The 18316-nt window shown below is 70.4% G+C and carries 14 protein-coding genes and 1 pseudogene; 8 read left to right on the top strand and 7 right to left on the bottom strand.

The genetic code is table 11. The annotated features are described in order from the left end of the window. Nucleotides 1-101: 101 nt before the first annotated feature. The 3 genes from F4553_RS30390 (at nucleotide 102) to F4553_RS30380 (ending at nucleotide 4623) form a co-directional block, all read left to right on the top strand. A complete protein-coding gene (locus F4553_RS30390; protein ID WP_184842847.1) occupies nucleotides 102-2141 on the top strand; it encodes a hypothetical protein in 2040 nt (679 codons plus the stop codon). Nucleotides 2142-3366: 1225 nt separating this feature from the next. Next, a complete protein-coding gene (locus F4553_RS30385; RefSeq protein WP_221470542.1) occupies nucleotides 3367-4065 on the top strand; it encodes a GH12 family glycosyl hydrolase domain-containing protein in 699 nt (232 codons plus the stop codon). A 48-nt stretch (nucleotides 4066-4113) separates the two neighbouring features. Further along, nucleotides 4114-4623 carry a ribonuclease FAU-1 family protein gene (locus tag F4553_RS30380; protein ID WP_184842844.1) on the top strand — a complete coding sequence of 170 codons (510 nt, stop codon included), beginning with the start codon at nucleotides 4114-4116 and terminating at the stop codon, nucleotides 4621-4623. Nucleotides 4624-4790: 167 nt separating this feature from the next. On the opposite strand, the gene F4553_RS30375 is transcribed toward F4553_RS30380, so the two are convergent. The 3 genes from F4553_RS30375 to F4553_RS30365 all read right to left on the bottom strand — a co-directional run bounded on the left by F4553_RS30375 (nucleotide 4791) and on the right by F4553_RS30365 (nucleotide 7220). Beyond that, nucleotides 4791-5129 carry a YciI family protein gene (locus tag F4553_RS30375; protein ID WP_184842841.1) on the bottom strand — a complete coding sequence of 113 codons (339 nt, stop codon included), beginning with the start codon at nucleotides 5127-5129 and terminating at the stop codon, nucleotides 4791-4793. A 69-nt stretch (nucleotides 5130-5198) separates the two neighbouring features. Next, a complete protein-coding gene (gene thpR, locus F4553_RS30370) occupies nucleotides 5199-5789 on the bottom strand; it encodes an RNA 2',3'-cyclic phosphodiesterase (RefSeq protein WP_184842838.1) in 591 nt (196 codons plus the stop codon). 51 nt (nucleotides 5790-5840) lie between these two features. Next, complete coding sequence (locus tag F4553_RS30365) at nucleotides 5841-7220, bottom strand: alkaline phosphatase PhoX (protein WP_312875447.1); 1380 nt, start codon at nucleotides 7218-7220, stop codon at nucleotides 5841-5843. Nucleotides 7221-7329: 109 nt separating this feature from the next. Here F4553_RS30365 and F4553_RS30360 point away from each other — a divergent pair, with 109 nt between their 5' ends. Beyond that, on the top strand, nucleotides 7330-8958 hold the full coding sequence (locus F4553_RS30360; protein ID WP_184842831.1) for an amidohydrolase: 1629 nt from the start codon (nucleotides 7330-7332) through the stop codon (nucleotides 8956-8958). A gap of 413 nt (nucleotides 8959-9371) precedes the next feature. On the opposite strand, the pseudogene F4553_RS41340 reads toward F4553_RS30360, so the two are convergent. The 3 genes and pseudogenes from F4553_RS41340 to F4553_RS30345 all read right to left on the bottom strand — a co-directional run. Further along, nucleotides 9372-9926 (bottom strand): annotated as a pseudogene (locus F4553_RS41340) (GNAT family N-acetyltransferase); the annotation flags it as partial. 21 nt (nucleotides 9927-9947) lie between these two features. Continuing rightward, complete coding sequence (locus F4553_RS30350) at nucleotides 9948-10520, bottom strand: DUF6891 domain-containing protein (RefSeq protein ID WP_184842825.1); 573 nt, start codon at nucleotides 10518-10520, stop codon at nucleotides 9948-9950. Between the two features lie 23 nt (nucleotides 10521-10543). Next, complete coding sequence (locus F4553_RS30345) at nucleotides 10544-10960, bottom strand: nuclear transport factor 2 family protein (RefSeq protein WP_184842823.1); 417 nt, start codon at nucleotides 10958-10960, stop codon at nucleotides 10544-10546. A gap of 137 nt (nucleotides 10961-11097) precedes the next feature. Here F4553_RS30345 and F4553_RS30340 point away from each other — a divergent pair, with 137 nt between their 5' ends. Then, a complete protein-coding gene (locus F4553_RS30340) occupies nucleotides 11098-13950 on the top strand; it encodes an AfsR/SARP family transcriptional regulator (RefSeq protein WP_184842821.1) in 2853 nt (950 codons plus the stop codon). A gap of 683 nt (nucleotides 13951-14633) precedes the next feature. Here F4553_RS30340 and F4553_RS30335 read toward each other — a convergent pair. Continuing rightward, nucleotides 14634-14963 carry a hypothetical protein gene (locus F4553_RS30335; RefSeq protein WP_221470541.1) on the bottom strand — a complete coding sequence of 110 codons (330 nt, stop codon included), beginning with the start codon at nucleotides 14961-14963 and terminating at the stop codon, nucleotides 14634-14636. 239 nt (nucleotides 14964-15202) lie between these two features. Between F4553_RS30335 and F4553_RS30330 the strand changes: the two genes are divergently transcribed. Genes F4553_RS30330 through F4553_RS30320 form a run of 3 tightly spaced genes read left to right on the top strand, consistent with a single transcriptional unit; the run spans nucleotide 15203 to nucleotide 18316 of the window. Then, nucleotides 15203-16519, top strand: coding sequence for a helix-turn-helix domain-containing protein (locus F4553_RS30330; protein WP_184842815.1), 1317 nt, complete (start codon nucleotides 15203-15205; stop codon nucleotides 16517-16519). A 52-nt stretch (nucleotides 16520-16571) separates the two neighbouring features. Next, the gene (locus tag F4553_RS30325; protein WP_184842812.1) at nucleotides 16572-17081 is read left to right on the top strand and encodes a cobalamin B12-binding domain-containing protein; all 510 of its coding nucleotides are present in this window, start codon (nucleotides 16572-16574) and stop codon (nucleotides 17079-17081) included. Beyond that, nucleotides 17081-18316, top strand: coding sequence for a methylaspartate mutase (locus F4553_RS30320; RefSeq protein WP_184842809.1), 1236 nt, complete (start codon nucleotides 17081-17083; stop codon nucleotides 18314-18316). The genes F4553_RS30325 and F4553_RS30320 overlap by 1 nt, the downstream gene beginning before the upstream one ends.

Raw genomic sequence — 18316 nt, 5'->3', positions numbered from 1 at the left:
TCAAGATCGCCGCAACCCTTGAAGAGTTGTGGCGATCTTGAGGCGCAGGCATTTGCATCGCTGGCTACCATCGGCGAGGTCGACTACACAGGATGTGACTGATGGGCGCGGTTACCCGTTCACTGTGGCTGCCGATCGGGCCGGCCAACTTCTACAGCGCGATGACCGATCCCGTTCTGCTGCAACGCGACGACGGCGTCCTCACCGGCGACTGCGTCTCGATGCGGCACGCGGAGCGCAGCGACTACATCCCGTTCCTGCGCGAATCCGTCCTGCGGCGGCTCATCGAGGTGCTGCCCGCCTCCTTCGGCTATGAGCGGGTGGGTTTCTGCGAGTTCAGCGGAGACCAGGACGACCAGTCGAGGCCGGTCAGCCTCACCATGACACTGCAGACGGCGACGGCGGTGGTCGGGCTGGCCGACGCCCGCCCCGCCCACGCCGAGCTGCTCGACGCGGGCGTGCAGACGGTCACGATGCGCGTGGACGAATTCGGGTTCTACACGTTCAGCGCCGCCCACGACGGTGCGCCCGGACTCGTCGCCAAGGCCCTCGCGGAGCACATCGTCACGGTCTTCGGCGGGAAGTTCGGGGTCAACCGGCTGCAGTCCATACGGGACCGGCACAGCAGCGAGGGCGTCGCCGCCGTCCGGCGATACAACGGGCTCAGCGTCACGGCACCGGCGGCGGAGCAGACCGAGGTCGCCTCGACGCCGCCCCGGGGAGCGCTCAGCTTCCACCAGCTCAACGTCTTCATCGAAGGGCTGTGCAACCAGTCGCTGCTGCCCGCGGTCTTCTTCGAGCACTACCGACGGGCGGGTGAGTGGCTGGAGGCGTACAAGCGGAAGTCCTCGATCACCACCGACCTCGACGACTTCATCCGCGAGGTCACCGTGGCCGCCGACGCCTCGACCGTCGCCGGGCAGCTCACGACCCTGCACCGCTTCATGATGATCTCGCGCGGCTCGCTGCAGTGGATGCGCCGGTCCGTCGAGAGCGTACGGAGGAGCCTGCTCGACCAGATGATGGCCGTCTCGCACCGCCAGGCCCGCCTGATCCAGCTCGACCTCTCCGGCATCGACTACGAGCGAACTCCCGAGATGACCGGCGAGGCGACCGAGTCGCAGATGCGCGGCTACGTCATGCTCGTCGCCACGAAGCTGCCGCTGATGTTCACCGTCTCCGACGGCGCGAGAACCGCGATGACGGCGCTGGCCGGCCGGGCCGCCGACCTCGGCCGCCGGAACTCCGACCAGCCCCACGACCTCTACATCCAGCTCGCCGAGGTCGAGGCGCTCGTGGGCTCCTGGGCCGACCTGCTCGACCGGCTCCGCGTCAACGTCAAGAGCCTGGAGACGGCGGTCGAGCACGACTGGCAGGAACGGCTCCTCTACGAGCAGGAACAGGCCCGCTCGGAACAGGAGGCGATGGCCGAGATCGAGCGCAGCCGCCACGGCCAGCCGGGCGGACGCCGAGTCGGCGACACGGCTTACAACGCGCTGATGCTGGTGCTCACGGTGATCGCGGTCTTCGTCGCGATCCGCACCGCCGACCAGTCCGGCAAGGACGCCCTGCCCCTCAGCGAGCAGCTCGTCGAGTTGTGGCCGGTCGTCCTCGGCGCGGCCGGGTTCCTCGTGCTGGCCTGGGCGTGGCGGGTATGGCGGCAGCGGCGGCCGGATCGGGACAGCTACAGCTTCGAGCTCGCGTTCCGCCTCGACGAGCGCGCCGACGAACAGCTGGTTCGCGACTACCTGAAGCTGGACACGATCATCAAGGTGCCGTCGGCGACGTTTCCCACGGTCACGCTGCGGCGGCTCGGCGGGTGGAGGGTGGAGGGGATCTCGACCGACACGACGCTGCTCAAGGTGCACTCGGTCGCGGTGGCCCGGGTGGGTCTCGTGCGGTATGCCCGGTTCGAGATCGTCACGGAGATCATGATTCGGCGGATCTCGAACGAGAGCCAGTTCTTCGTACGGCAGTGCCGGATGTTCGGCGACTCGCCGGTTCCGCTGGCTACGGGCAAGATCACCAGTCTGGTACGGGAGCTGTTGGTGCTCACCTGCACGCCGCTGGCGGAGACCTTCGATTTGGGTGCGATGACCGGGCCGCTGGATCTGCTCCACGCTCCGGCTAGCGCGGGGTAGGGGTTTTTCGCGCTCCTGGGCGGCGTTTCTCGGCACGATCGAGAGAGCTTGTTGAGACGGGGTGCGGGCGGTGCGGGGCGCCGGCGCGGGCCGTGCGAGGCGGCGGCGTGACGGTGTCGCGGGCGGTGCGAGGCGGTGGGCACGGGCGGTGCGATGCGGCGGCACGGGCCGTGCGATGCGTGCGGATCGGCGTGGGTGGTGCGGCGGAGCGAGCGCGGAGCGGCGGTGATCACGCACGTTCGGGGAAAGTGGCCCTACCACAGCGCAAGATCACGCTACTTCCCGGAAATTGGCCCTACCGAAACAGGCTGAGGGGACTACTTCCGGGAAACAGCACGATCAAGAGCTCGCCGACAAGGCGCGCCAGCACGTCGCGCCGCAGGGCACGCTGGCACCTCGCGCTGCTCACATGCTCCGCGCGGTGCAGCGCAGCGCAGTGCAGGCAGCGCAGTGCAGGCAGCGCAGTGCAGGCGGTGCAATGCGTGCGGTGCAATGCGGTGCGCGGTGCGGGCGCGGCGGTGATCGTGCACGTTCCGGGAAAGTGGCCCTACCACAGCGCAAGATCACGCTACTTCCCGGAAATTGGCCCTACCGACACAGGCTGAGGGGACTACTTCCGGGAAACAGCACGATCAAGAGCTCGCCGACAAGGCGCGCCAGCAGGCTGCGCGGCAGAGCACACCAACACTTCGCGCTGCTGACATGCTCCGCGAGGGCGGGCGCGATGCAGCAATGCCCGCAGCGCGGCGAGCTACGGCACTGCCCGAAGCGCGGTCCACTACGGCACTGCCCGTGCGCGGCTCGCTATGGCACTGCCCGAAGCGAGGCTCGCTACGGCACTGCCCGAAGCGAGGCTCGCTACGGCACTATCCGAAGCGCGGTTCGGGGCGGCGCCGCCCGGAGCACGGACGCAATGCCGCTCCGCCCGGAGCAAGACACGGGCGCAGCGCGGGCGCGGCGGTGATCGTGCACGTTCCGGGAAAGTGGGCCTACCTCAGCGCAAGATCGTGCTGCTTCCCGGAAACATGCCCTACCGACACAGACTGAGGGGACTACTTCCGGGAAATTGCACGACCTTGGGCAGCCTGAGCTGCTGCGAAATAATTTGGAAACCCAACCTATCTCAAGTATTGATTTCGATAAATTCGATAACTACCGTTCGGAAGCATCGGACGTCCGGCCCTTGAACTCCCTGCGAAAAGACTCGAAGGAGAGTGATTCGACCATGTCCACCATGCTGCGGCGCACCGTCATCGCACTCGCGCTCACCGTGGGGTTCGGCATATCCGCCGCCGCCCCGGCACAGGCCGCCGTCTGGTCCTCCACGGACCGCTGGGGCACCTACTCCAGCGGCGGCTACACGCTTTACAACAACGTCTGGGGCAGCGGTTACGGCCCGCAGACCATCTGGGCCAACTCGGCGACGAGCTGGGGCGTCTGGGCCAACCACCCCAACACCGGCGGCATCAAGTCTTACCCCAACCAGACCAGGTGGTCGGGCAAGAAGATCAGCGCCCTGGGTACGCTGAGCAGCACCTTCAACGTTACCGTGCCCACCAGCGGGGTGGCCTTCACGACGGCGTACGACGTGTGGTCCAGCGACAACAAGCACGAGATCATGCTGTGGATGAACAAGTACGGCGCGGTCGGACCGCTCGGCACGCTGCAGACCACGGCGAGCGTCGGCGGACACACGTGGAACATCTACCGTGGCAGCAACGGCAGCAACAACGTCTACTCGTTCCTGCGCACGAGCAACGCCAGCTCCGGCACGGTCGACATCAAGGCGATCGCCAACTGGATCAAGAACCGCGGCTGGTTCGGGGATGTGACGATCGGCAACGTGCAGCTGGGTTACGAGATCACGTCGGCGAGCGGTGGCAAGGACTTCATCACCAACAGCGCGACGATCACGGCCACGTGAGGTGTTAACCGCTCGCAAAGGTGCGTCGGCAGCGCCTACGGTCGGTGCATGACCGGGGATACGCGTGTCGTCTACACCAAGTTCGACGGCAGTCTGCACTGGCACCACGTGATTCAGCGCCTCGGGGAGGACCGCCACGGAGTGTGGCTGGGAGCACCGCCCGGCGTCCGCATGCAGAAGGGAACAGCCGGACGCGAGCATGTCACCGAGCACCCGCACGTCATGCTCTTCCGGCCCGGCGTGTGGTGGACGGCGGCCTTCAACGGTCCGCCGCACGAGACCGAGATCTACTGCGACATCACCTCGCCGGTCCGCTGGCTGCACCCGGGACAGGTCACCATGGTCGATCTCGACCTCGACGTGTCCCGGGAACGAGCCGGCGGTCGGGTGGTCCTGTGGGATGAGGATGAGTTCGACGAGCATCGGCTGCGGTGGGCGTACCCATCGGAGGTCGTCGACGCGGCGCGAGCGTCGGCGGCCTGGCTGATGACAGCGCTGGCCGATGGCACGGAGCCCTTCGCCAGCGACTATCGGGCCTGGCTGGAGCTGGTCAGCTGAGATCGACGAGCCGGTCGGGGGCGAGGCGTGGAGCTCTCGCCCCGGCTCGCCCGCATCTCGGGTGGAAGGTGCGTCACCGTGCATGATCGTGCTTCTTCACGGAAGTAAGCCCACCGACAAGCTCCGAGGGGCCTGTTTCCGTGAAGAAGCACGATCATGCCGGTGCCCTACTGGAACGGGCGTACCTCGATGGGCAGCTTGATCGCCTCGGCGATCCGCCGAGCCCAGCCCAGCGCCTCATCCAGATCCGCGGCCTGGATGATCGTGATCCCTCCGAGGTACTCCTTGCTCTCGGCGAACGGCCCGTCCGTCACGAGCACCTCGCCCTCCGCATGCCGCAGCACGGTCGCACTGCTCTGCGCGTGCAGCCCGCCCGCGAAGACCCACGCCCCCGCCGCCTGCATCTCCTCGTTGACCTTGGCGAGGTCGCTCATGACGACGGCGAGCTCCGCCGGCGGCAGCGAGCCGCCCTCGGGCTGATAGATGCTGATCAGGTACTGCTTCATGATTGGCTCCCTGGTTGGTCGAGGCTCTCACCCTCACAACGAACAGGGGCGCCCCGAACCGACAGCTCGTCAGGATGTCATCGGCGCCGTGAAGATCCTGGTGTAGTCGTTGCCGTCCGGGTAGTCCCCCAGCATCAGCGCCAGCTCGCCGAGGGTCCAGACCGGCCCGGCATAGTCGTCGAGCCGGTCGAGGTCCCCACGCCGCTCCGCCTCGGAGAGCCGTCGGCCGGGTCGCCCGAGGGTGAGATGCGGCTGGTAGGGCCGCTCGTCGACGGGCAGCTCGGCGGCGGCCAGCTCCTCGCGCAGCCCGGCGACGAGCGCGTGCAGGGCGTCGAGGTCGCCGTCGACACCGATCCAGATGGCGGCCGCCCGCAGGTTGTCGAACCACCCGCCGCCGGTCAGGCGCAGCCGGGGTGCGGGCGGGCGGGACCGAGCGGCGGCGGCGGTCATCGCGCCGGTCACCGCGTCGATCCGGTCCACCGGCACCTCGCCGAGGAAGGCGAGCGTGACGTGCCACTGGTCGGGCGGGACGGGCCGGCGCGACAGGCTGTCGGGGTGCGGCTGGGCGAGCGTGAGCCCGGCGACGAGTGCCGCGAGATCGCCGATCGCCGCCGGGGGCGGGTAGGCCGCGATGAAGAGGCGGCGCTGTTCGGTCGGCATGACCGGCAACGCTACCCGGCCGCGGTGCGCGGCCGGGTAGCGGCGGGGCGATCAGTAGTGCGGGCGGCGCCACGGTCCGGTGATGGCGAAGACGAGGCCGGGCGCCTGGATGTTGGCGAAGAGGGTCCGGCCGTCCTGGCTGAAGGTGGGGCCGGTGAACTCGCTGTCGCTCATCTCGTTGCGCGCCAGGGCGTACGCCTCCCCGCGCTCGCTCACGCCGACGAGGTGCGACAGGCCCTCCCCGTCCTCGGCGAGGATGACCCCGCCGTAGGGCGAGACGGTGATGTTGTCGGGCCCGTCGAAGGTGCCCTCCACCTTCGGATCGGGATTGACGCCGAAGATGGTCTTGAGCTCGATCGTCTCGTGCTTCGGGTCGTAGAACCAGACCTGGCCGTCGTGCTCGTTGACGCTGCCGTCGGTGTGCCGGGCGAAGCTGGCGACGAAGTAGACGCCGCCGTCGCCCCACCACTGGCCCTCCAGCTTGCGGCTGCGGGTGACCTGGTCATCGGTGAACTGCCGGCGGACCGAGACCGTGGTGGCGAGCCGGTCGGGCACGTCGACCCAGGTCACGCGGTAGCGCGTGCCGGGCGTGGTGGCCTGCGACAGGTCGGTGATGTGCACGCCCTTGAGCGAGGCGCTGAGCGCCTGGAGCCTGCCCGCGGTGTCGCCGCCCGCGCCCAGTGCCAGCGCCCGCAGGGCACCCTTGCGGCCCCGGAAGTGCCTCGGCGGGGTCCACCGGAAATAGAGCCCGTTGGGGCCGCTCGCGTCCTCGGTCAGGAAGATCTCCGAGGTGTGCGGGTCGACCGCGACGGCCTCGTGGGCGTAGCGGCCGAGGAATTTCAGCGCCACGGGGTGCCGGTTGGCTTCCCGGTCGAACGGGTCGACCTCGAACACCCAGCCGTGGTCCTGCTCGAAGATGCCGCCCTTGCGCTGCTCGGTCTCCTCGCAGGTGAGCCAGGTGCCCCAGGGGGTGATGCCGCCGGCGCAGTTGTTGTGGGTGCCCGCGACGCTGACGTATTCGCGGAGGCGGTTGCCGTGGGCGTCCACGTCGATCGTGGTGGTGCCGCCCTGCGCACCCGGGTCGAAGGTGAGGTCGGGCAGCGGCGGTACGCCGAACTCCTCGCCGCCGCCGATCTCATGGTTGTTGACGAGGGAGAATCCATGGCTGCTGCGGAAGCAGGCGGTGCCGTCGGGGTCGCTGGGGGTCGGGTGGCCCGACTCCAGCAGCGTCTTTCCCGCCTCGGCGACGATGCGGTAGGAGAAGCCTTCCGGCAGGGCGAGGATCCCGGCCGGGTCGGGCACGAGCGGGCCGTAGCCGGTCCGGGGTGCGTGCGCGAAGGCAGAGCTCGAGATCGCCTCGATGCTGCCTGCGAAGACGATGCCGAGGGTGCCGGCACGCAGCAGATTGCGACGGGACAGGGGGGAAGTCACGACGGTCACCTTCCGAGGACACTGGATGGACCGACCAACGATATATGTCAATGCGGCATTCATCACGCCTGCGGTGCGGGCGGCGGTCCCGGTCCGGATAGCATGGGCGATGCACTTCGCTCAGCTGGTCTTTCACGGCGGCACCGTCCTCACCGCCGACGGCCCGATCACCACCGCCGTCGCGGTCCGGGGCAACCTCATCGCCGCGGTCGGCGCCGGTGCCCGCGAGCTGATCGGCCCCGCGACCGAGGTGGTCGACCTCGCGGGCGGGCTGCTCGCGCCGGGCTTCCAGGACGCGCACATCCACCCCGTCGGCGGCGGCCTCAACAGCCTCCGGGTCGATCTGCTGGGCCTCTCCGGAGCACCGGCCTACCTCGCCGCGGTCGCCGCCTACGCCACCGCGCACCCCGACCGGCCCTGGATCACCGGCGGCGGCTGGGCGATGGCCGACTTCCCCGGCGGCCTGCCGACGGCACCGGCGCTCGACGCGGTCGTCGCCGACCGGCCGGTGCTGCTGCACAACCGCGACTGCCACGGCGCCTGGGCCAACACCCGGGCGCTGGAGCTCGCCGGGATCACCGAGCGCACCCCGGAGCCGCCGGACGGGCGGATCGAGCGCGGCCCCGGCAACCGGCCGACCGGCATGCTGCACGAGGGCGCGGTCGACCTGGTCACGGCCCTGATCCCGCCGCCGACCCGGGCCGAGCGGCTCGCCGCGCTCCGCTTCGCCCAGCGCCACCTGCACTCCCTCGGCATCACCGCCTGGCAGGACGCGATCCTCGGCGACTTCGGCTCACTCCCCGACGCGTCGGCCGACTATGCCGAGCTGGCCGCCCGGGGCGAGCTCACCGCGAGGGTCACCGGTGCCCTGTGGTGGCAGCGCGACCGCGGGCTGGAGCAGATCGAGGAGCTGCGGGAACGCCGCGACCGGCTCAGCAGCGACCGGTTCCGGGCGACGAGCGTCAAGATCATGCAGGACGGCGTGGCGGAGAACTTCACCGCGAGCATGCTGGAGCCCTACCTCGCCGACTGCCCGCACCCGCACGGACTCTCGTTCGTCGATCCGGCGATGCTGCACCAGGCCGTCGCCGCCCTCGACGCCGATGGCTTCCACCTGCACTTCCACGCCATCGGCGACCGGGCGGTCCGGGACGTGCTCGATGCCGTCGAGCACGCACGCGCCGCCAACGAGGCCTGGGACCGGCGGCACCACATCGCTCACGTCCAGGTCGTCAACCCCGCCGACCTGCCACGATTTGCCGCCCTCGATGTGACGGCCACGATCCAGCCGCTCTGGGCCACGAACGAACCGCAGATGACCGAGCTGACCCTGCCGATCCTGGGGCCGGGCCGGGCGGCTCATCAGTACAGCTTCGCCGGCCTGCGCCGCGCCGGTGCCCGGCTCGCGGCGGGCAGCGACTGGCCGGTGAGCCGCCCCGATCCGCTCTGGGGCATCCACGTCGCGGTCAACCGGACCCTCCCGGCCCGCGACCCCGATCACGATCCGGAACCCTTCCTGCCCGGCGAGAGGCTCACCCCGCTGGAGGCGCTCACCGCCTATACCGCCGGGTCCGCACACGTCAACAACCTCGGGGGTACGGGCACCATCGCGCCCGGAAACCTCGCCGATCTCGTCGTGCTCGACCGGGACATCCTCACCGAACCCGTCGATACGATCGCCGACGCGCGCGTTCTGCGTACCTATGTGGATGGTGATCTTGTCTTTCACGCCCGCTAGGGCGTGTCGTCGCTCCACGTCACCGCGACGATGCGCCACCCGGCCGGGGTGCGGACGCACTGCATGCTCTTGGCGCCCGTGCCGGTGAAGGGCTCGCCGCGCAGCACACCGGCCTTGGCGTAACGGCTGAACCGCTGCGCCACATCGCCGCTGATCACGGTCTGCTCGCTCGTCTCCCACTCGTGGAACTCGACCAGCTCGCCGCCGGTGAGCAGCGCCTGCCGGGGCTCGATGAACCCGTCCAGGTCATAGATCTGCTGGTCGGGACCGGCCTTGACGACCACCCCCGTGGGCAGGAAGAGGTCCCGCAGCGACGCCACGTCGGGCGCCGCACCGCCGAGGTTGCCGAAGGCGCCGAAGAAGGCGGCGGCCAGCGCGTCGATCGCCGCCCGGTCCGGCTCCGCCTGCGGCGTGCGGGCGAACCACTCGTCCGCGAGGATCGACCAGATCTGCAGGTCCTTCCGCTCGGTCGACCCGGACCGGCCCGGAACCGCGGAGCGCATGACGCCGTCGAGCCGCATGCCGAGACGCTGGGCCACCCGGTTGCTCGGCTCGTTCCCCGCGACGGTCTGCCACTCGACACGCTGGACGCCGCGCTCGCGGACGACCCAGTCGAGCAGCTTCGCGGCCGCCTTGGTGATCAGCCCGCGCCCCACCGCGGCGGGCTCCAGCCAGCAGCCGAGCTCGCAGATGCCGGTGGCGGTGTCGAGGTGGACCACCATGACGCCGCCGACGAGGGTGCCGTCGAGCCAGATGCCGTGGATGCCGCCGCCGTGCTTGGCGTGGCCGTCGGCGTAACGCTGCAGCACGGCGGTGGCCGACTCCAGGTCGACGGCGACGAAGCTCTGCCCCACCCAGGGCGCGATGTGCTCCCGTGCCCGGTCCAGGTGGGCGAGGAACTCGTCGGCGTGCCACGGCAGCAGCGGGCGGAGCACGGCACGGTCGGTCAGCGGTTGAGCGGAGTACATGGCACTCACACTAACCGGCTGTCAGGCAGCGCCGGGGTGCACCGCCAGCTCCCCGGTCCGACGGCGGCGCCACTGCAGCGGCAGGTGGATCCGCTGGGTGGGCGAGCCGTCCCACTGCGGTCGCAGCCCGTGCGATTGCAGCACCCGCACCACGCTCGCACCCACCTCGGTCTGGTCCTTGCCGTCATAGGCGAGGTAGACGCCCTCGCCGTTGGCGCCGCGCTCGGCGTCCTGCTGGTGATAGAAGACGTAGCCGAACGGCGCCTCGCCCTCGGGGAACTCCTCGCCGATCTCGCTGTGGCCGCAGTTCTGGCAGCAGGCGAAGTTCTCCCGGGCGACGATGCCGACCCGGTCCAGCTCGGCGAAGGCGGCCGTCAAGCGGTCGCTGTCGGTCACCTCGGGCCAGCCCCGCTGCTCGACGAGGAACGACGCGAACTCGGCGTCGGCGACCTCCTCGGCGAGGCGGCGGATCTCGTCGGAGTCGGCCTCGCCGGTCAGGTAGTCGACGGTGTCGTCCACGATCTCGTCATAGGGATCCTCGCCGATGGCGATCTGCGTACGGACGAACTCGACGACCTGCCCACGAAGTTCCATGACCGCACACGATAGGACACGCCCTAGCGTGCCGAAGCAGCAGTCGGCGGTCCGGTCGGCGGCACGAAGAAGTAGGTGGACTGGGCCAGCAGGAGGCCCGACTCGTCGACGGTGAAGATGTCGGCGAACTCGACACCGTCCCCCGTCGCCCGCGGTGCGTCGAGCACGAAGCGGCCGGTCACCGCGACCCGCCCGCCGGAGGCGAAGACGTGCTGGACGACGTAGTGGCCGTCGCGGGTTCGCGAGGCGGCGGTCCGGTCGCGCTCCAGCTCGTCGCGGCCCCGGATGATGCCGGCGTCGGGACGGCGTACCACCGCGTCGGCGTGGAAGAGCGAGGCGTAACCGTCGATGTCGCCGCTGTTGAGATAGGCGTAGCTGAGCTGCGCGTGATCGTGGCCGATCGCGGAGACAGCGGCGCTCGCCGTCCGGTGTGGAGACATGCCGGGATCCACCGTGGTCCTCCATTCGATGCCGGTATGGCTATTTGTCACTGTCTGGTCGTGCCATCGTCATCGGCGCCGTTTCGCTGCCGCTATCGCACTGCTATCGTCGCGATAATCGAAGGGTGGGATGACCGGTGTCCGATCCCGTCTTCCGCATCCTCGGTCCGCTGGAGGTGCAGACCAGCGCCGTCGACCTCGCGCCGCTGCCACCCGGTCGGCACGAGATCGTCCTCGGCGCGCTGCTCATCGAGGCCAACCGAGTGGTCCGTGTCGATCAGCTCATCGACGCCATCTGGTACGACGACCCGCCCGCGACCGCGCGTACCCAGGTGCAGATCTGCGTCTCCGGGCTGCGCCAGCACCTCGCCCCCCTCGGCCAGGACGTCTCCATCGTCACCCGGTCACCCGGCTACATCCTGCGGGTGGCCCGCGACCAGGTCGACGCGCACCTCTTCGCCGAGCTCGTCGCGGAGTCCGACGTGCTCGCCCGGGAGGGTCGCCGCGAGGAGGCGTCCCAGCGGATCCGCCGCGCGCTGGACCTGTGGCGCGGCTTCGCCCTCAGCGGCACCCAGAGCCGGGTGCTGCAGGCGAAGGCCGCCCAGCTCGACGAGAAGCGGCTCAGCGCGATCGAGACCTACACCGAGCTGGAGCTCGTCCTCGGACGGCACCACCGGGTCATCGACGACATCGGCCCGCTCGTCACCGAGCATCCGCTGCGCGAGCGGCTGCGCGGCCAGCTCATGCTCGCCCTCTACCGGGCCGGGCGGCAGGCCGACGCGCTGCGCGCCTACCGCGACGGCCGCCAGGTGCTCGTCGACCAGCTCGGCCTGGAGCCGGGCGAGGAACTGCGGCGGCTGGAGCGCGCGATCCTCGCCGGAGACGCCGGGCTGCGCCCCGAGACCCCGGTCGCGGTGACCGCACCGACCCCGATCGCGGCCCCCGCCGCCCAGGAGGTCACGCCGCGGCTGCTCCCACCCGACCTCAGCGACTTCACCGGGCGCGGTGACCTCGTCGAACTCCTCGAAGCCCAGCTCACCGGCGCCGACCGCCGGGACGCGCCGGTCGCGATCCTCACCGGCAAGCCGGGTGTCGGCAAGACCTCGCTCGCGCTGCACGTGGCACACCGCGTCCGCGACGCCTTCCCCGACGGGCAGCTCTACGCCGACCTCAGCGGTACGCGGACCGAGCCCGCCTCACCGGTCGACGTGCTCGACTGCTTCCTGCGCAACCTCGGCCTGCCCGGCGAGGCGATCCCGGACGGGCTCGACGCGCGTACGGAGACCTTCCGCGGCCTGCTCGCCGGCCGCCGGATGCTGATCATCCTCGACGACGCGCACAGCGACACCCAGATCAGCGCCCTGCTGCCCGCCGCGCCCTCCTGCGGTGTCGTCGTGACGACCCGGACCAGGCTCACCGGCCAGCCCTGGGCCACGATCGTCGAGGTCGAGGTGATGGACGACGAGCAGTCGTTGCGGCTGCTCGGCGCGGTGATCGGCGAGGCGCGGCTCGCCGCCGAACCCGCCGCCGCGGACGCCCTGATCCGGCTCGTCGGCGGGCTGCCGCTGGCGCTGCGGGTCGTCGCCGCCCGGCTCGCCGCACGTCCACACTGGTCACTCGCGTGGATGCGGGAGCGCCTCGCCGACGAGCGGCGCCGCCTCGACGAGCTCGCACACGGCTCGCTGATGGTGCGCGCCAGCCTGGCGCTCTCCTACGACGGCCTCGAACCCGACGCGCGCCGGATGCTGCGGATGCTGTCGGGCCTCGACGCGGTCACGCTGCCGGTCTGGGCCGGGTCATCGCTGCTGGAGATCGATCTCTTCCGCGCGTCCGACCTGCTCGAGGTCCTCGTCGACGTGCAGCTCCTGGAGATCGCGGCGGTCGATCTCAACGGCAGCCCGCGCTACAAGTTCCACGAGATCATCCGGCTCTTCGCCCGCGAGCAGCTCGAACTCGACGAGTCACCGCAGGCGCGCATGGACGAGCTGACCCGGGTCGCGGGCGGCTGGCTCTCGCTGGCGCAGGAAGCGCACCGGCGCATCTACGGCGGTGACTACACCGTGGTCCTCGGCGGTGCGCCGCTCTCGCCGCCGCCGCACAGCTATGTCACGCAAGTGCTCACCGACCCGCTGCGCTGGCTCGAGGCCGAACGGGCCAACCTCTGCGCCGCGGTGGCCCAGGCCGCGAAGGCAGGCGCCGACGAGCTCGCCTGGTCGCTCGCCGTCGCGCTCGTCGCGCTCTTCGAAACCCGCTGCTACTACGAGGACTGGGAGCGTACGCACACCCAGGCGCTCGCCGCCGCGCAGTCCGCCGCCAACCACCGGGGCACCGCCGCGCTGCTCTGCTCCCTCGGTTCGCTGCACCTGAGCCGGTCCCGTCTCGACGAGGCCGAGCAGGTGATCGTCCCGGCGCTCGCCGGATTCGCCGAGCTCGGCGACGTAGCGGGCACCGCCCTCGCCCGGCGCAACCTGGCCCTGCTGCACCAGCTGCGGCGTGAGGGCACCCGGGCGATGGCGGGCTACCAGGAGTCGCTGGCGGACTTCGCCACCATCGGCGACCCGATCGGGCAGGCACACGTGCTGAGCCAGATGGCACAGCTCGAACTCGCCGCCCAGTCCCTGGAACCCGCCGCCGCCTACCTGCACCGGGCACTCGCCCTGTCCCGGGGCATCGGCACCCGCCGGGTCGAGTCGCAGGTCCGCTACCGCCTCAGCGGCCTGCTGATGTCGCAGGGCCGCCACGAGGACGCCGAGGACCTCCTCGCCGACGTACTCGAACTCGTCCAATCAGCCGGCGACGTCGTCGGCCACGGCCGGATCCTGCACCGGCTCGGCGTGATCAACGCCCGACTGGGCCGGGGTCGGGAGGCGCAACGCCTGCTGCGCGAGGCACTCGCGGTCCGCCAGCAGGTCCTCGACCGCCAGGGCGTCGCCGACATCCGCGCCGAGCTGGCCAAGCTGGCCCTGGACCCGAGCCTCGACCCGGTCTAGCCCCCGGTCACGTTTTGCAGCAAAGCGTGGCTTCCGGCGCGGAAATGGCCACGCTTTGCTGCAAAACGTGACCGCTTCCCGCGACACGATCACCAGCGCTTACACCAGAGTCGCGCAACCACACTCCCGAACCGGGCCCACGGAACCGGGGCCCACGGCACCCGGCTCACGGAATCGGGGCTCGCGGCAACCCGGCTCGGCTGCACCCCGGCTCGCGGCGCCGCACCAAGATCGCCGCAACTCTTCAAGAGTTGGTCCTATTTCGGCGGCGTGCCGTCATCGTTGCCCGGTGGGCGTCGGTGATCACACCTTCTTGGGGGAAATCGGTGTGATCAAGGCTCGTGATCACACTGATTTCCCCCAAGAAGGTGTGATCTTGGCTGCTAGGGCGCCGCTTGCGCCGGCACCCGCGGAGGGGCATCTGAAGATCACGTCTGGTTCGGCGGATCAGACGTAATCATGGAGCGAGATCACGCCTGTTTCCCTGAAGCAGACGTGATCTCTGGACGACTACATTGCCGGGATGCTGGGGCCCGGAGCCGAACACCGGCTCGACGGGTAGAAATCTCAGAACGGCCGCATCGGGTGGATCGCGGGCGCGACGTGCGGTAGGTCAGCTACGGCATGGCATCGACGATTGCCGACTTAGCTTCGGGGGCCTCAGCCCACGCGGAGCAGCAGGATCACTTCGCCACAGCGCCGTCACCCCAGGGGGTGTCGAGCAGGCGGAACGCGCCGTCACCCCAGGGGGTGTCCAGCAAACGGATCGCACCATCACCCCACGGGGTGTCCAGCAAGCGGATGGCGCCGTCACCCCAGGGGGTGTCCAGCAAACGGATCGCACCATCACCCCACGGCGTGTCCAGCAGGCGGAACGCACCGTCGCCCCAGGGGGTGTCGAGCTGGTGGACCACAGTGGAGGCCAGCTCGATCGGCGGGCTGGGGGCGGCGAGCGCGGCGACTGCCGTGCCGAGCGCGAGAGTGCTGACTGCGGTGGCGACAAGCGTGACCATGCGGCGCATCGGAAGCTCCTTCAGTGTCTTCACCAGCGGTTTCGCTGGCTATGTTTCTGAAGTTATGGATCTCTCCCATCGGCGGATTATCACCGCGACATCCCTTGCCACCAGCCGATTCGCGCTCCGGACAAGGCCGCGCGATAGCCCCGCGATAGCGGTGTATCGAAGCTTCGAGATGGGTGCGAAATCCTCGCACCGCGGGGGCTCAACGAAGCGACACTCCGATGAGGAGCGACATGACCACGCTGTCCGTGCCACTGCACTTCGGTGGCGTGCTGAAGACCTGGCGCAAGCGCCGAGGGGTCACCCAGCAGCAACTCGCCGATCTGTCCACGGTGAGCGTGCGGGCGATCCGCGACCTGGAGATCGGGCGGGTGGCCCGGCCTCGGCACGACACCGTCCGCCTGATCTGCGATGCGCTCGGCCTGACCGGCCGGGCCCGCGCCGATTTCCAGGCGGCGGCGATCCAGCTCGACGACGACCGGTCCTGGCTGCACGAGCCACCGGCACCGCCGCCCGCGGTCTTCGACGGCCTCATCGGACGCTCGGCCGAGTTGGCCGCGCTCGACGAGGCACTCGCCGGCGGGCAGCGGCTCATCGGGCTGATCGGGCTCGCCGGGGTGGGCAAGACCCGGTTGGCACTGGAGGCGGTGGCATCCTGGCACGCTGCCGATCGGCTGCCGGTGTTGTGGTCGGCCTACGCGGGATCGCGGGACGACACGGTCTCGGCGATGATCCGGACGGCGTTGAGCGCCGAGACGTCCGCCACCGCAAAGATCGGGGCTTCGGACCAGCTCAGCGCACTGGTACGCGACCGGGACACGATTCTCGTCTGCGACGGCTACGACGGCCGGGACACGAGCGCCCTGGATGTCGAGGCGGTGGGGAGCCTGTTGCGGGCCTGCCGAGGGCTGCGGATCCTGGTGACCTCGCGGAGCCCGCTGGACCCCGGCGGGGCGTGGCTGCTGCCGGTGGGGCCGCTCGGCGTACCGGCGGATGGTCTTGATCTTGATTTGTTGCGGGACGCGGCGTCGGTGCGGTTGCTGCTGCGGCACGTGCGGCGGGAGCGGCCGGATTTCGACCTGGATGCGGGGAACGCGGCGCAGGTGGCGGCGATCTGCCGGCGGCTGGACGGGCTGCCGTCGGCGCTGGCGGCCGCAGCGGCGTGGTTCCTCTTCTACGAACCGTCGGCGCTGCTGGACCGCATCGAGTCCGACCCGTTCGCGGTGGTCGCGGATGAGGCGCCCGAGCTGCGGTCGGTGATCCGGGCGGCGGTCGGCGGCTTGCCCCCGGAGGAGCTCGCCCTGCTCGATGCGGTTGCCACAGTGGACAGTCCATTCTCGATCGCCGCAGTGGCCGGCGTGACCGGGCTCGGTCCGGGGACGGCGGCCCGGCTCGTCCGGCGATTGTGCTTGCGCGGCCTGCTGCGCGCGGCGAGCGAGGACGGCGGGCGCGAGGCGCGCTTCACGGTGCTCAGCCTCGTCACCGACGCCCGCAAAACTGCCGCCCTACTGCCGGAGCAACCACCGATCGCGAGCCTCCGGCACGCATAGCGTCGCGCCAACGCACTCCCTCCCACGCACCACGAATGCGAAGGGTAAACTGATGAAGTTCGATGAATTGGCGCGGCTCGTCGAGAGCCCGTCCCTGAACATCGTCGTGACGAGCATGTCCTCCGACTCGCACACCTGGAACCTCGTCTATCTCCAGCTCGTCCTGGAGGAGCTGGGGCACCGGGTCGTCAACCTCGGCGCCTGCACCCCCGACGAGGTGATCGTCGAGTCCTGCCTCGACCAGCGGCCGGACCTGATCGTCATGAGCAGCGTCAACGGGCACGGCCGCCATGACGGCGCCCGCGTCATCCGCGCCATCCGCGGCTGCCCGGAGCTCGCCGCGACGCCGGTCGTCATCGGCGGCAAGCTCGACGTCGCGGCCGGTGCCGACGGCGGCGTCACGGCTGAGCTGCTCGCGGCCGGCTTCGACGGTGTCTTCACGGGCTCGGCGGCGATCGCCGAGTTCCGCGCGTTCGTGGCGGCGCTGCCCGTGCCGTCGCCGCGCGAGCTGATCGGAGCCACCCCCACGCTGGTCGACGAGCTCACGCCGGTCGGTGCGTGATGTCCTTCGGTGACGCCGTCGCCCGGCTCGCCGCCCGTGGCGGGCTCGTCGTGCAGCCCCGGATGGGCTTCGCCGACCCGGCGCGCATGCGGGCCGGGCTCGCCGCCACCCGGGCGGCCCGGGCCGCGACCGCCGGGACCATCACCCTGGACAGCTACACCCGGGTCAACGACCACGAGTCGGTACGCCTGGCGCTGCACCGGGGCGACGCCCTCAACGGCTTCCCGATCGTCGGGCACGGCCCCTCGGTCACCGGGGCGATGATCGACGGCATCGCGGCGCCCGACTTCCCGATCCAGGTGCGCCACGGGTCCGCCGACCCCCGGCACATCATCGCCGCCCTGCTCGGGGCAGGTCTCGACGCGACCGAGGGCGGTCCGGTCTCCTACTGCCTGCCCTACAGCCGCACCCCGCTGGCGCAGGCCGTCCACAACTGGGCCCGCACCTGCGAGGCGCTCGCCGACGCCCGGACCGCCGAGCGCGAGCCGCACCTGGAGACGTTCGGGGGCTGCATGATGGGCCAGCTCTGCCCGCCCGCGCTGCTCATCGCGCTGAGTGTCCTGGAAGGACTCTTCTTCTGGCAGCACGGGCTGCGCAGCATCTCCTTCAGCTATGCCCAGCAGACCAACCCGGCCCAGGACGAGGAGTCCGTGGCCGCGCTGCACCGCCTCATCGGCGAGCTGCTGCCGCAGGCCCGGTCGCACGTCGTGATCTACACCTACATGGGGGTCTTCCCACGGACGGAAGCCGGGGCGCTGCGGCTGCTCGCCGAGTCGGCCCGGCTCGCGGTCCGCGGCGGGGCAGCCCGGCTGATCGTGAAGACGACCGCCGAGGCATTCCGGATCCCGACCGTCGCGGAGAACGTCACCGCGCTGGAGTACGCCGCCACCATCGCCCGGCAGGAGCTGCGGGCGACCCGGCCGCCGCAGGACACGGGCGTCTACGACCAGGCGCGGTCGATCGTCGACGCGACGCTGGAGCTCTCCACCGACATCGGCGCCGCGCTCGTCGGCGCCTTCGCCCGGGGCTACCTCGACGTGCCCTACTGCCTGCACCCGGACAACGCCGGCGAGACCCGGGGATATCTCGACGCGGCGGGCAACCTGCGGTGGAAGCGGATCGGTTCGCTGCCGATCCGCGCCTCCGCCGATGTCGTCTCGGCCCGCCCGATGACCTCCGTCGAGCTGATCAACTCTCTGTCCTATGTAGAACGTACTTACGACCGTATCCCTTGA

The sequence above is a fragment of the Allocatelliglobosispora scoriae genome (assembly GCF_014204945.1).
Lineage (GTDB): Bacteria > Actinomycetota > Actinomycetes > Mycobacteriales > Micromonosporaceae > Allocatelliglobosispora > Allocatelliglobosispora scoriae.
Note: the sequence above shows the minus strand (reverse complement) of the source record. Positions and strands in the feature narration are given on the sequence as shown.